The organism is Litchfieldia sinesaloumensis, from assembly GCF_900156865.1.
GTDB classification, from domain to species: domain Bacteria; phylum Bacillota; class Bacilli; order Bacillales; family Bacillaceae_L; genus Ferdinandcohnia; species Ferdinandcohnia sinesaloumensis.
This window is the reverse complement of record NZ_LT732529.1, coordinates 3673191-3686305: the sequence shown is the minus strand read 5'-3', so window position 1 is coordinate 3686305 and position 13115 is coordinate 3673191. Positions and strand designations below refer to the sequence as shown.

At 46.3% G+C, this 13115-nt stretch carries 2 protein-coding genes, 20 tRNA genes, 3 rRNA genes, 1 pseudogene and 3 other annotated features; of the genes and pseudogenes, 1 reads left to right on the top strand and 25 read right to left on the bottom strand.

The features are described from left to right. Positions 1 to 32: 32 nt before the first annotated feature. Positions 33 to 214: a sequence feature (23S ribosomal RNA rRNA prediction is too short), on the bottom strand. A 59-nt stretch (positions 215 to 273) separates the two neighbouring features. Further along, positions 274 to 1018 (bottom strand) — a sequence feature (23S ribosomal RNA rRNA prediction is too short). A 106-nt stretch (positions 1019 to 1124) separates the two neighbouring features. Beyond that, positions 1125 to 1270, bottom strand: a sequence feature (23S ribosomal RNA rRNA prediction is too short). A 6-nt stretch (positions 1271 to 1276) separates the two neighbouring features. Further along, positions 1277 to 3625, bottom strand: a pseudogene (locus tag CZ490_RS18080) (penicillin acylase family protein); the annotation flags it as partial. 199 nt (positions 3626 to 3824) lie between these two features. On the opposite strand from CZ490_RS18080, the gene CZ490_RS22560 reads away from it, so the two are divergent. Further along, positions 3825 to 4001, top strand: coding sequence for a hypothetical protein (locus CZ490_RS22560; RefSeq protein WP_200801575.1), 177 nt, complete (start codon positions 3825 to 3827; stop codon positions 3999 to 4001). 72 nt (positions 4002 to 4073) lie between these two features. On the opposite strand, the gene CZ490_RS18075 is transcribed toward CZ490_RS22560, so the two are convergent. From CZ490_RS18075 to lysS, 24 genes are all read right to left on the bottom strand, one after another. After that, positions 4074 to 4145, bottom strand: a tRNA-Glu gene (locus tag CZ490_RS18075). A gap of 27 nt (positions 4146 to 4172) precedes the next feature. Continuing rightward, positions 4173 to 4263, bottom strand: a tRNA-Ser gene (locus tag CZ490_RS18070). Positions 4264 to 4268: 5 nt separating this feature from the next. Beyond that, positions 4269 to 4343: transfer RNA gene (locus CZ490_RS18065), tRNA-Asn, on the bottom strand. A gap of 12 nt (positions 4344 to 4355) precedes the next feature. After that, positions 4356 to 4432, bottom strand: a tRNA-Ile gene (locus tag CZ490_RS18060). An 18-nt stretch (positions 4433 to 4450) separates the two neighbouring features. Further along, positions 4451 to 4524: transfer RNA gene (locus CZ490_RS18055), tRNA-Gly, on the bottom strand. 42 nt (positions 4525 to 4566) lie between these two features. Beyond that, positions 4567 to 4642, bottom strand: a tRNA-His gene (locus CZ490_RS18050). 20 nt (positions 4643 to 4662) lie between these two features. After that, positions 4663 to 4738, bottom strand: a tRNA-Phe gene (locus tag CZ490_RS18045). A 14-nt stretch (positions 4739 to 4752) separates the two neighbouring features. After that, a tRNA-Asp gene (locus tag CZ490_RS18040) sits at positions 4753 to 4828 on the bottom strand. A 58-nt stretch (positions 4829 to 4886) separates the two neighbouring features. Further along, positions 4887 to 4963 (bottom strand) — tRNA-Met (locus CZ490_RS18035). 186 nt (positions 4964 to 5149) lie between these two features. Beyond that, positions 5150 to 5242 (bottom strand) — tRNA-Ser (locus CZ490_RS18030). 19 nt (positions 5243 to 5261) lie between these two features. Next, positions 5262 to 5338: transfer RNA gene (locus CZ490_RS18025), tRNA-Ile, on the bottom strand. A gap of 24 nt (positions 5339 to 5362) precedes the next feature. Further along, positions 5363 to 5439, bottom strand: a tRNA-Met gene (locus tag CZ490_RS18020). A gap of 27 nt (positions 5440 to 5466) precedes the next feature. Next, positions 5467 to 5542: transfer RNA gene (locus tag CZ490_RS18015), tRNA-Ala, on the bottom strand. A gap of 11 nt (positions 5543 to 5553) precedes the next feature. Continuing rightward, positions 5554 to 5630, bottom strand: a tRNA-Pro gene (locus CZ490_RS18010). A gap of 3 nt (positions 5631 to 5633) precedes the next feature. Next, positions 5634 to 5710: transfer RNA gene (locus CZ490_RS18005), tRNA-Arg, on the bottom strand. Positions 5711 to 5723: 13 nt separating this feature from the next. Further along, positions 5724 to 5812 (bottom strand) — tRNA-Leu (locus CZ490_RS18000). Positions 5813 to 5831: 19 nt separating this feature from the next. Beyond that, positions 5832 to 5906: transfer RNA gene (locus CZ490_RS17995), tRNA-Gly, on the bottom strand. A gap of 4 nt (positions 5907 to 5910) precedes the next feature. Then, positions 5911 to 5991 (bottom strand) — tRNA-Leu (locus CZ490_RS17990). Between the two features lie 15 nt (positions 5992 to 6006). Next, a tRNA-Lys gene (locus CZ490_RS17985) sits at positions 6007 to 6082 on the bottom strand. 14 nt (positions 6083 to 6096) lie between these two features. After that, positions 6097 to 6172 (bottom strand) — tRNA-Val (locus CZ490_RS17980). 8 nt (positions 6173 to 6180) lie between these two features. After that, positions 6181 to 6296 (bottom strand): 5S ribosomal RNA (rrf, locus tag CZ490_RS17975). 224 nt (positions 6297 to 6520) lie between these two features. Beyond that, positions 6521 to 9451, bottom strand: a 23S ribosomal RNA gene (locus tag CZ490_RS17970). Between the two features lie 273 nt (positions 9452 to 9724). Then, positions 9725 to 11276, bottom strand: a 16S ribosomal RNA gene (locus CZ490_RS17965). The 16S, 23S and 5S rRNA genes sit together here with 20 tRNA genes alongside, the layout of an rRNA operon. A gap of 302 nt (positions 11277 to 11578) precedes the next feature. Next, complete coding sequence (gene lysS, locus CZ490_RS17960) at positions 11579 to 13069, bottom strand: lysine--tRNA ligase (protein ID WP_200801576.1); 1491 nt, start codon at positions 13067 to 13069, stop codon at positions 11579 to 11581. Between the last annotated feature and the right edge of the window lie 46 nt (positions 13070 to 13115).

Below are 13115 nucleotides of genomic sequence, written 5' to 3'. Positions count from 1 at the left end.
CCTTTGGGCGCCTCCGTTACTTTTTAGGAGGCGACCGCCCCAGTCAAACTGCCCACCTGACACTGTCTCCAAGGCCGATAAGGCCTTCGGGTTAGAATTTCAATACAGCCAGGGTAGTATCCCACCAATGCCTCCACCGAAGCTAGCGCTCCGGCTTCCAAGGCTCCTACCTATCCTGTACAAGCTGTACCAAAATTCAATATCAGGTTGCAGTAAAGCTCCACGGGGTCTTTCCGTCCTGTCGCGGGTAACCTGCATCTTCACAGGTACTATAATTTCACCGAGTCTCTCGTTGAGACAGTGCCCAGATCGTTACACCTTTCGTGCGGGTCAGAACTTACCTGACAAGGAATTTCGCTACCTTAGGACCGTTATAGTTACGGCCGCCGTTTACTGGGGCTTCGATTCAGAGCTTCGCTTGCGCTAACCCCTCCTCTTAACCTTCCAGCACCGGGCAGGTGTCAGCCCCTATACTTCGCCTTGCGGCTTCGCAGAGACCTGTGTTTTTGCTAAACAGTCGCCTGGGCCTATTCACTGCGGCTTTTCAGGGCTATTCACCCTAAAAAGCACCCCTTCTCCCGAAGTTACGGGGTCATTTTGCCGAGTTCCTTAACGAGAGTTCTCTCGATCACCTTAGGATTCTCTCCTCGCCTACCTGTGTCGGTTTGCGGTACGGGCACCATTTACCTCGCTAGAAGCTTTTCTTGGCAGTGTGGAATCAGGAACTTCGGTACTATATTTCCCTCGCCATCACAGCTCAACCTTATGGTAAGCGGATTTGCCTACTTACCAGTCTAACTGCTTGGACGCGCATATCCAACAGCGCGCTTACCCTATCCTCCTGCGTCCCTCCATTGCTCAAACGGTAAAGAGGTGGTACAGGAATATCAACCTGTTGTCCATCGCCTACGCTTTTCAGCCTCGGCTTAGGTCCCGACTAACCCTGAGCGGACGAGCCTTCCTCAGGAAACCTTAGGCATTCGGTGGAGGGGATTCTCACCCCTCTTTCGCTACTCATACCGGCATTCTCACTTCTAAGCGCTCCACCAGTCCTTACGGTCTGACTTCGCTGCACTTAGAACGCTCTCCTACCATTGTTCGTAAGAACAATCCACAGCTTCGGTGATACGTTTAGCCCCGGTACATTTTCGGCGCAGAGTCACTCGACCAGTGAGCTATTACGCACTCTTTAAATGGTGGCTGCTTCTAAGCCAACATCCTGGTTGTCTAAGCAACTCCACATCCTTTTCCACTTAACGTATACTTTGGGNGTATGCGTAACATGAAATTTTCCGGTTGTCCAATCCTTAATTTGATTATGGTAAAATTGGCTTAGCACATGACCTGATTGCCCTGGTCCAACAACATTATAGCTCTCTTTCATATTTGATAGGTCGATGACTGACCGCCATGCGGCTCCGTGAGTAATTGCACCGGTATCTCTATTAAAGCTTGCAGCTGCTACAGTAATGCCACTTCCCCCCATGGGAACCGACTCACTGTAATTAAATAGATAGTTTAACGGTGATATTGCAGACAATGGATGATTAAATGGGACCTTATGAAAGTCTCCCCATGTCCATTTACTAGGATCATCCCTCTGTTTTTCAACAGCAAAATCAACAGCTCTTTTAAAGGATTGAACTGTAACCTCTTCTAACCCTCCGGCCTCAGTTAACCAAATACCTTCATTACCTTTAGTAGCATCTCGGATTATTTGATCAACAATTTGTGACTTACCTTCAAACAACTTATCGATTTCACTAGGAATAGAGCCTTCAAAGAGTAAATTAGAAAATTCCTCCATCCACTTATGAAACACAAGTGGTTCACTATCCTCTTTTCTGTCTACATAATCCCATTCTGTAAACCCTTGTAGGACGACTTTGTCTATCTCTCGTAACTGATTTTCTTTATCCTTTAAAACATCTTGAAATATCGGAATAAATTCCTCAGCTTGTAAATTCTTCTGGTCAAATTGTAATTGAAGCATATCCTCTACCGTAAAAACATCCTTGCTCGTTAAAACATCCCTAATGCGTTGCTGACGATAAGGCTGTGCCCACGTGTTAGTAATATGATAAGGATAGTCATCTGTAATTATTTTGTTATTTGCCGTAGAAATAAAGCCCTCCTCCGGATTCACAATAGTTGGTAGTTCATCCCAAGGAATATATCCCTCCCATTCATATTCATCTGTCCATCCAGGAACAGGAACAGAGCTATCTCCGTTCTTTCGGATTGGAATTAAACCATTAGCTCGGTAGGCAATTGTTCCGTCTGTATCAGCAAATACAAAGTTTTGAGCCGGTGTATGAAAATAGGTAAGTGCTTCTTTAAATTCATCCCAGCTTTTTGCCTTGTTAAACATCAACACTGCTTCAAGCTCAGAAGATGGGTCGAGTGCTGTCCATCTTAAAGCTAAAGCTGTTTCTTCTTTATGATCATGAGTGAATTCAGAAATAATAGGACCATGTCTAGTAACTTGAACTTGATAAGGAATAGTATCTCCATCTTTTACCCTTATCGGCTCATCAATAATTGTCGCATCCTCCCACTTACCTAAATACTCGAACTGATTTTGATTAGTTGGGTTTCTTTTTTCAATATACAAATCTTGTACATCAGGTCCAACATTCGTTACTCCCCAAGCAATATGTTCATTACGACCTAAGATAATACCTGGGACACCAGCAAAAATAACACCGCTTACATTTACTTCATCATTTTGTAAATGAGTTTCATACCATATAGAAGGAGTTGCTAATCCTAGATGTGGATCATCTGCTAGTATCGGTTTTCCTGAAGCTGATTTCTCACCACTAATAACCCAGTTATTGCTCCCATTAAACTCATTCGGAAATGGGGCTTTTGCAATACTCTTTGAGACATCAATAGGCTTCTCTTTCATTGCCTGAAGGACAGTTGCGCCATCTTCAGGATATGTAGGGAATAACTCGAAAAATTTTTCTTCTGAAACATGTTGCGCCATATAATAGCGAAATGCTTGCCCTTTATAATGCCCTCCTAAATCATAGGCCATATATTTACCGATGGTAAGTGAATCGATTGGACTCCATTCGGTTGGTTCATATCCTGCAAGTGAAAACTCTATAGGTAACTTATTCTTTTCTTTTGCTTCTTTTATAAAAGCATTTACGCCTTCACTATAAGATTGCAAAACAGCCTTTGCCTCAGACGAGTACACATTATACGAGCTTTCAGCGGCTCTACGTAATCCGAGTGTTCTAAAATATTTATCCTGCTCAACTAATGAGGCCCCAATTACCTCACTGAGCTCACCTGAAGCCTGTCTGCGGCTTAAATCCATCTGAAATAAACGATCCTGTGCAGTTACATACCCTTGTGCAAAATACAAATCATGCGTATTATTCGCTACAATATGTGGAACTCCATTTTCATCGCGAATTACTTCAACCTCCCCAGATATACCATCAACGATAAGGCTCCCTTCAATAACAGGTAAACTTTTCTTCAAAAATAAATAGCCCACTAAAATACTTGCAACAAGAAGGATGAGAATGATAATTCCTGTTAGAAGAACTACTCTCCATCGTTTCTTCTTTGGCCAAATTCGCCTTTTTAGAACAATTTCTGAACTCACAATATTCCTCCCCTACTTATTATTTTAAGAAAATTCTAAATTCATTATAATACCGTTCCTTCGATTTGTCATTGAATTCTCTCATTAAGGAGGTGAACTTTTATTAGGTCATCATTTAGCACAATAGTTGGATGTAGCTCGTATTGAGAATAAATAGTTCTAGATATGGGAGGATAATAAGTGGGGAGGTGTTCTGTTCATGAAACGCAAAGATGATAAAGTTAAAAGAAAACCAGATGTTCCATTATTTGACGCACCAGATGACAAAATATTAGCATTTGATATGTTCCGGGGAATATCACCTGGCATTTTCTCAGATGTTGATTTAGATAATCCTGCGAAAAAAATAGAAGATGATATTATAAGCCAAGACTAAAGACACCTGCAAACAGGTGTTTTTTAATTATAAAAATAAAAAAGCGCCATGAGAAATTCTCATAACGCTTGATGACCCGTACGGGATTCGAACCCGTGTTACCGCCGTGAAAGGGCGGTGTCTTAACCGCTTGACCAACGGGCCGGAATATGATGTTTATATAAATCAGTATGGCGGAGAAGGAGGGATTTGAACCCTCGCGCCGCTTACGCGACCTACACCCTTAGCAGGGGCGCCTCTTCAGCCACTTGAGTACTTCCCCAAAAATGGCTCCGCAGGTAGGACTCGAACCTACGACCGATCGGTTAACAGCCGATAGCTCTACCACTGAGCTACTGCGGAATAATGTATATATGGTGGGCCTAAATGGACTCGAACCATCGACCTCACGCTTATCAGGCGTGCGCTCTAACCAGCTGAGCTATAGGCCCATTGATTTTAAAGTATATTGGAGCGGGTGATGAGAATCGAACTCACGACATCAGCTTGGAAGGCTGAGGTTTTACCATTAAACTACACCCGCAAAAAGTAATATAACAATGTTAACTAATCATCTAAAATTAAATGGGGCGACTGATGGGAATCGAACCCACGAATGTCGGAACCACAATCCGATGCGTTAACCACTTCGCCACAATCGCCATCAAGTTTATATAAAATATGGTGGCTCAGGACGGAATCGAACCGCCGACACAAGGATTTTCAGTCCTTTGCTCTACCGACTGAGCTACTGAGCCACTAGTATTTAAAATGGCGGTCCCGACCGGGATCGAACCGGCGATCTCCTGCGTGACAGGCAGGCATGTTAACCGCTACACCACGGGACCATTTTCAAAGCACAAATGTTATTTTACGATAACTTTTATTCTTTGTCAATACATTTTTTGGTTGCGGGGGCAGGATTTGAACCTACGACCTTCGGGTTATGAGCCCGACGAGCTACCAGACTGCTCCACCCCGCGATAATGAAAAATATATAGTTTTTGTCATGCGCTTTATTAGCAACAGACTGTCCCTTCCTCTGAAAGTTAATTAAAGGAGATTATGTGTCGGGACAACTCGCAGTATTTCAATGATGCAACGCTCGTTGCTCCATCCTGCGATAATAGTGAGTATATAAGATGTTATATTATTGCCATAAAATAATATGGCGGAGGAAGAGGGATTCGAACCCCCGCGGGCTTTAACACCCCTGTCGGTTTTCAAGACCGATCCCTTCAGCCGGACTTGGGTATTCCTCCACATATAAGATGTTGTAAATGGTGGACCTTGTAGGACTCGAACCTACGACCGGACGGTTATGAGCCGTCTGCTCTAACCAGCTGAGCTAAAGGTCCCTAAGAACTTTTTTTAAAGAAATATGGTAGCGGCGGAGGGGATCGAACCCCCGACCTCACGGGTATGAACCGTACGCTCTAGCCAGCTGAGCTACACCGCCATAGATATAAATATATTAAAAAGTTATTGGTGGAGCCTAGCGGGATCGAACCGCTGACCTCCTGCGTGCAAGGCAGGCGCTCTCCCAGCTGAGCTAAGGCCCCAAACTTCTAAATGGTCGGGAAGACAGGATTCGAACCTGCGACCCCTTGGTCCCAAACCAAGTGCTCTACCAAGCTGAGCTACTTCCCGTAATGGCGCGCCCGAAAGGAGTCGAACCCATAACCTTCTGATCCGTAGTCAGACGCTCTATCCAATTGAGCTACGGGCGCATTACTATTAAAGTGGTGCCGAGGACCGGAATCGAACCGGTACGGTAGTCACCTACCGCAGGATTTTAAGTCCTGTGCGTCTGCCAGTTCCGCCACCCCGGCAAAATCATAAAATAACTTCTGGAGCGGAAGACGGGATTCGAACCCGCGACCCCCACCTTGGCAAGGTGGTGTTCTACCACTGAACTACTTCCGCATAATGCGGGTGAAGGGACTCGAACCCCCACGTCAAAGACACTAGATCCTAAGTCTAGCGCGTCTGCCAATTCCGCCACACCCGCATATTTAATTGAAAATGGTGAGCCATGAAGGATTCGAACCTTCGACCCTCTGATTAAAAGTCAGATGCTCTACCAACTGAGCTAATGGCTCGTACAATTTAATAGTGGTGGAGGATGACGGGATCGAACCGCCGACCCCCTGCTTGTAAGGCAGGTGCTCTCCCAGCTGAGCTAATCCTCCAAATATATGCCTAGCGACGTCCTACTCTCACAGGGGCAATGCCCCAACTACCATCGGCGCTGAGAAGCTTAACTTCCGTGTTCGGTATGGGAACGGGTGTGACCTTCTCGCCATCGTCACTAGACTTTATTAAAGAACAAATTCTATTATAATCTCTTTACGAGATTATTCAACAGGAAATTCATTCCTTCAAAACTAGATAACGTACGCACATTCATGAAGTCATTTGTCTAGCTCCGGCTCCTAGCCTCTCGAGGTCGCTTCACTTCTTCTGTCAAAGTCTATCGACTTTTCGGTCAGAAGTTCCAGCGCTTGTCGAGGCAGTACAGTCGCCTACGCTTTTCTTTTTTGGTTAAGTCCTCGATCGATTAGTATCAGTCAGCTGCACATGTCACCATGCTTCCACCTCTGACCTATCAACCTCGTCATCTTCGAGGGATCTTACTAGTTTAACACTATGGGAAATCTCATCTTGAGGGGGGCTTCATGCTTAGATGCTTTCAGCACTTATCCCTTCCACACATAGCTACCCAGCTATGCCCTTGGCAGGACAACTGGTACACCAGCGGTGTGTCCATCCCGGTCCTCTCGTACTAAGGACAGCTCCTCTCAAATTTCCTACGCCCACGACGGATAGGGACCGAACTGTCTCACGACGTTCTGAACCCAGCTCGCGTACCGCTTTAATGGGCGAACAGCCCAACCCTTGGGACCGACTACAGCCCCAGGATGCGATGAGCCGACATCGAGGTGCCAAACCTCCCCGTCGATGTGGACTCTTGGGGGAGATAAGCCTGTTATCCCCGGGGTAGCTTTTATCCGTTGAGCGATGGCCCTTCCATGCGGAACCACCGGATCACTAAGCCCGACTTTCGTCCCTGCTCGACTTGTAGGTCTCGCAGTCAAGCTCCCTTGTGCCTTTACACTCTACGAATGATTTCCAACCATTCTGAGGGAACCTTTGGGCGCCTCCGTTACTTTTTAGGAGGCGACCGCCCCAGTCAAACTGCCCACCTGACACTGTCTCCAAGGCCGATAAGGCCTTCGGGTTAGAATTTCAATACAGCCAGGGTAGTATCCCACCAATGCCTCCACCGAAGCTGGCGCTCCGGCTTCCAAGGCTCCTACCTATCCTGTACAAGCTGTACCAAAATTCAATATCAGGCTGCAGTAAAGCTCCACGGGGTCTTTCCGTCCTGTCGCGGGTAACCTGCATCTTCACAGGTACTATAATTTCACCGAGTCTCTCGTTGAGACAGTGCCCAGATCGTTACACCTTTCGTGCGGGTCAGAACTTACCTGACAAGGAATTTCGCTACCTTAGGACCGTTATAGTTACGGCCGCCGTTTACTGGGGCTTCGATTCAGAGCTTCGCTTGCGCTAACCCCTCCTCTTAACCTTCCAGCACCGGGCAGGTGTCAGCCCCTATACTTCGCCTTGCGGCTTCGCAGAGACCTGTGTTTTTGCTAAACAGTCGCCTGGGCCTATTCACTGCGGCTTTTCAGGGCTATTCACCCTAAAAAGCACCCCTTCTCCCGAAGTTACGGGGTCATTTTGCCGAGTTCCTTAACGAGAGTTCTCTCGATCACCTTAGGATTCTCTCCTCGCCTACCTGTGTCGGTTTGCGGTACGGGCACCATTTACCTCGCTAGAAGCTTTTCTTGGCAGTGTGGAATCAGGAACTTCGGTACTATATTTCCCTCGCCATCACAGCTCAACCTTATGGTAAGCGGATTTGCCTACTTACCAGTCTAACTGCTTGGACGCGCATATCCAACAGCGCGCTTACCCTATCCTCCTGCGTCCCTCCATTGCTCAAACGGTAAAGAGGTGGTACAGGAATATCAACCTGTTGTCCATCGCCTACGCTTTTCAGCCTCGGCTTAGGTCCCGACTAACCCTGAGCGGACGAGCCTTCCTCAGGAAACCTTAGGCATTCGGTGGAGGGGATTCTCACCCCTCTTTCGCTACTCATACCGGCATTCTCACTTCTAAGCGCTCCACCAGTCCTTACGGTCTGACTTCGCTGCACTTAGAACGCTCTCCTACCATTGTTCGTAAGAACAATCCACAGCTTCGGTGATACGTTTAGCCCCGGTACATTTTCGGCGCAGAGTCACTCGACCAGTGAGCTATTACGCACTCTTTAAATGGTGGCTGCTTCTAAGCCAACATCCTGGTTGTCTAAGCAACTCCACATCCTTTTCCACTTAACGTATACTTTGGGACCTTAGCTGGTGGTCTGGGCTGTTTCCCTCTTGACTACGGATCTTATCACTCGCAGTCTGACTCCCGAGAATCAAGTCTTTGGCATTCGGAGTTTGACTGAATTCGGTAACCCGATGAGGGCCCCTAGTCCAATCAGTGCTCTACCTCCAAGACTCTAACTCGAGGCTAGCCCTAAAGCTATTTCGGAGAGAACCAGCTATCTCCAGGTTCGATTGGAATTTCTCCGCTACCCACACCTCATCCCCGCACTTTTCAACGTGCGTGGGTTCGGGCCTCCATTCAGTGTTACCTGAACTTCACCCTGGACATGGGTAGATCACCTGGTTTCGGGTCTACGACCACGTACTATTTCGCCCTATTCAGACTCGCTTTCGCTGCGGCTCCGTCTCTTCAACTTAACCTTGCACGGGATCGTAACTCGCCGGTTCATTCTACAAAAGGCACGCCATCACACATAAATGTGCTTTGACTACTTGTAGGCACACGGTTTCAGGTTCTCTTTCACTCCCCTTCCGGGGTGCTTTTCACCTTTCCCTCACGGTACTGGTTCACTATCGGTCACTAGGGAGTATTTAGCCTTGGGAGATGGTCCTCCCAGCTTCCGACGGGATTTCACGTGTCCCGCCGTACTCAGGATCCACTCAAGAGAGAACGAAGTTTCGACTACAGGGTTGTTACCTTCTCTGACGGACCTTTCCAGGTCGCTTCGTCTACTCCGTTCCTTTGTAACTCCGTATAGAGTGTCCTACAACCCCAAGAGGCAAGCCTCTTGGTTTGGGCTATCTTCCGTTTCGCTCGCCGCTACTCAGGAAATCGCGTTTGCTTTCTCTTCCTCCGGGTACTAAGATGTTTCAGTTCCCCGGGTCTACCTTCTCTTACCCTATGTATTCAGGTAAGGATACTGCCCCATTACGAGCAGTGGGTTTCCCCATTCGGAAATCTTCGGATCAATGCTTACTTACAGCTCCCCGAAGCATATCGGTGTTAGTACCGTCCTTCATCGGCTCCTAGTGCCAAGGCATCCACCGTGCGCCCTTATTAACTTAACCTGTTCGGCTTCGATAAGCGGCGGATTTCTTCGTCACCTCATTCGTCAGCATCCTCACGTACCTTAAGTACGCTCCGGTGCTTCCTCACTCGGTTCCTCGAACTCCTTGCTTCTCGTGCGCCTAAAGTTGTTAAAAGAACTTTTACTACTTCAATGAATGTTTTGTTACGTTATCTAGTTTTCAAGGAACGACTTTGAGAGAAAAAGCACTCTCAAAACTGACCACAATACAAAGCGTCTTTTTATGAAGTTCGTAGAACTTCAGTTTCCTTAGAAAGGAGGTGATCCAGCCGCACCTTCCGATACGGCTACCTTGTTACGACTTCACCCCAATCATCTGTCCCACCTTAGGCGGCTGGCTCCTTGCGGTTACCCCACCGACTTCGGGTGTTACAAACTCTCGTGGTGTGACGGGCGGTGTGTACAAGGCCCGGGAACGTATTCACCGCGGCATGCTGATCCGCGATTACTAGCGATTCCGGCTTCATGCAGGCGAGTTGCAGCCTGCAATCCGAACTGAGAATGGTTTTATGGGATTCGCTTAACCTCGCGGTTTCGCTGCCCTTTGTACCATCCATTGTAGCACGTGTGTAGCCCAGGTCATAAGGGGCATGATGATTTGACGTCATCCCCACCTTCCTCCGGTTTGTCACCGGCAGTCACCTTAGAGTGCCCAACTAAATGCTGGCAACTAAGATCAAGGGTTGCGCTCGTTGCGGGACTTAACCCAACATCTCACGACACGAGCTGACGACAACCATGCACCACCTGTCACTTATGTCCCCGAAGGGAAAGCCCTATCTCTAGGGATGGCATAAGGATGTCAAGACCTGGTAAGGTTCTTCGCGTTGCTTCGAATTAAACCACATGCTCCACCGCTTGTGCGGGCCCCCGTCAATTCCTTTGAGTTTCAGTCTTGCGACCGTACTCCCCAGGCGGAGTGCTTAATGCGTTTGCTGCAGCACTAAAGGGCGGAAACCCTCTAACACTTAGCACTCATCGTTTACGGCGTGGACTACCAGGGTATCTAATCCTGTTCGCTCCCCACGCTTTCGCGCCTCAGCGTCAGTTACAGACCAGAGAGCCGCCTTCGCCACTGGTGTTCCTCCACATCTCTACGCATTTCACCGCTACACGTGGAATTCCGCTCTCCTCTTCTGCACTCAAGTCCCCCAGTTTCCAATGACCCTCCACGGTTGAGCCGTGGGCTTTCACATCAGACTTAAAGGACCGCCTGCGCGCGCTTTACGCCCAATAATTCCGGATAACGCTTGCCACCTACGTATTACCGCGGCTGCTGGCACGTAGTTAGCCGTGGCTTTCTGGTTAGGTACCGTCAAGGTACCGCCCTATTCGAACGATACTTGTTCTTCCCTAACAACAGAGCTTTACGACCCGAAGGCCTTCTTCGCTCACGCGGCGTTGCTCCGTCAGACTTTCGTCCATTGCGGAAGATTCCCTACTGCTGCCTCCCGTAGGAGTCTGGGCCGTGTCTCAGTCCCAGTGTGGCCGATCACCCTCTCAGGTCGGCTACGCATCGTCGCCTTGGTGAGCCGTTACCTCACCAACTAGCTAATGCGCCGCGGGTCCATCTGTAAGTGGTAGCTAAAAGCCACCTTTTAATTGAAGACCATGTGGTCTTCGATGTTATCCGGTATTAGCTCCGGTTTCCCGAAGTTATCCCAGTCTTACAGGCAGGTTACCCACGTGTTACTCACCCGTCCGCCGCTAACTTTTGGGAGCAAGCTCCCAAAAGTTCGCTCGACTTGCATGTATTAGGCACGCCGCCAGCGTTCATCCTGAGCCAGGATCAAACTCTCCAATAAGAGTATTGATTGCTCAATAGTTTGTTACCAAAATTAAAACGTTGACGCTTGTATTGTGTTCAGTTTTCAAAGAACTTTTTATTAGCGTTGCTCTCTTGAAGCAACTTTCTAATAGTATCATCTATCGATTTGATAGTCAATAACTTTTTTACTTTTTTTATTTTCACCACCGCATCTCGGCGGCAGATTTATAATATATCACCCTACGAAGATAAGCGCAAGTGTTTTTTAATAAAAATATTATATTAGAAAAGTCTTTTTAAAAATAAACAGAGTGGATATCCACTCTGTTTCCAAAAAACTTATTTGTGACGCATTTGAGGGAATAGTAATACGTCTCTAATTGATGGAGCGTTAGTTAAGAGCATCACTAGTCTATCGATACCAATTCCTAGTCCGCCAGTTGGTGGCATTCCGTATTCTAACGCTTCTACAAAATCTTCATCCATCATGTGAGCTTCGTCATTTCCTTGCTCTCTTTCCTTAAGTTGAGCTTCAAATCTTTGACGTTGATCAATTGGGTCGTTTAATTCTGTAAATGCATTTGCGTGTTCTCTTCCTACTATAAATAGCTCGAAACGATCTGTGAATCTAGGATCTACAGGATTCTTTTTCGCAAGAGGTGAAATCTCAACCGGATGTCCGTATATGAAAGTTGGTTGGATAAGCTTATCCTCAATTTTTTGTTCAAAGAATTCGTTTACGATATGTCCATACTGCATATTATTGTTTATATCTACATTATGCTCTTTTGCAAGCTGTCTAGCTTCTTCGATACTCATTTCTTTCCAGAAATCTACTCCTACATATTCTTTGATTGCGTCAACCATATGCAGTCGTTTCCATTCAGGCTTTAAGTCAACTTGGTATTCCCCATAGGCTACAGTTGTTGTACCTAGTACATCTTGCGCAATGTGAGCAACAAGGTTTTCGGTTAGACTCATGATGTCTTTATAATCCGCATACGCTTCATATAATTCAATCATAGTGAACTCTGGATTATGTCTAGTTGAGACACCTTCGTTTCGAAATACCCTACCAATTTCATATACTTTTTCTATTCCACCTACAATTAGACGCTTTAGATGAAGTTCGATTGCAATTCTCATGTAAAGTGGGATATCTAAAGCATTATGATGGGTGACGAACGGACGAGCTGATGCTCCCCCTGGGATTGAATGCATCATCGGCGTCTCGACCTCTAGGTAACCATGGTCATCTAAATAGCGTCTCATTGAACGGATAATTTTACTTCTAGTAATAAAAGTTTCTTTACTTTCTGGACTCATAATTAAATCAAGATAACGTTGACGGTAGCGCTGTTCTACATCTTTTAACCCATGGAATTTATCTGGTAGTGGTCTAAGTGCTTTTGATAAAAGTTCAAATGAAGTAACTTTAATAGAAAGTTCTCCAACCTTTGTTTTAAAGACAGTACCTGATACTCCAACTATATCCCCTAAATCGGCAATATTGAATACTTCATATTGTTCTTCTCCAACTGCATCAACACGTACATATAGTTGGATTTGTCCAGTAAGGTCCTGAATATGGGTAAAGCCAGCTTTCCCTTTACCACGTTTTGTCATAATACGTCCTGCAATGATTACGCTGATTTCTTTCTCGTCAAGTTGTTCTTTTGTAAATCCATTATATAGTTCGATTAATTCACTTGTGCTGTGTGTTCTCTCAAATCTCTTACCAAATGGATCTAACCCCATTTCGCGTAGCGTATGTAACTTTTCTCTTCTGACAATCAATTGGTCATTTAATTCCTCATGATTCATTTTCATCAACTCCTATTTTGTCACCTACTATATATACAAACCGAATACTTAT

Excerpts from the sequence above, each read along its gene's own strand:
- CZ490_RS22560 (WP_200801575.1), top strand. The coding sequence starts at position 3,825 with ATGAAACGCAAAGATGATAAAGTTAAAAGAAAACCAGATGTTCCATTA.
- lysS (WP_200801576.1), bottom strand. The coding sequence starts at position 13,069 with ATGAAAATGAATCATGAGGAATTAAATGACCAATTGATTGTCAGAAGA.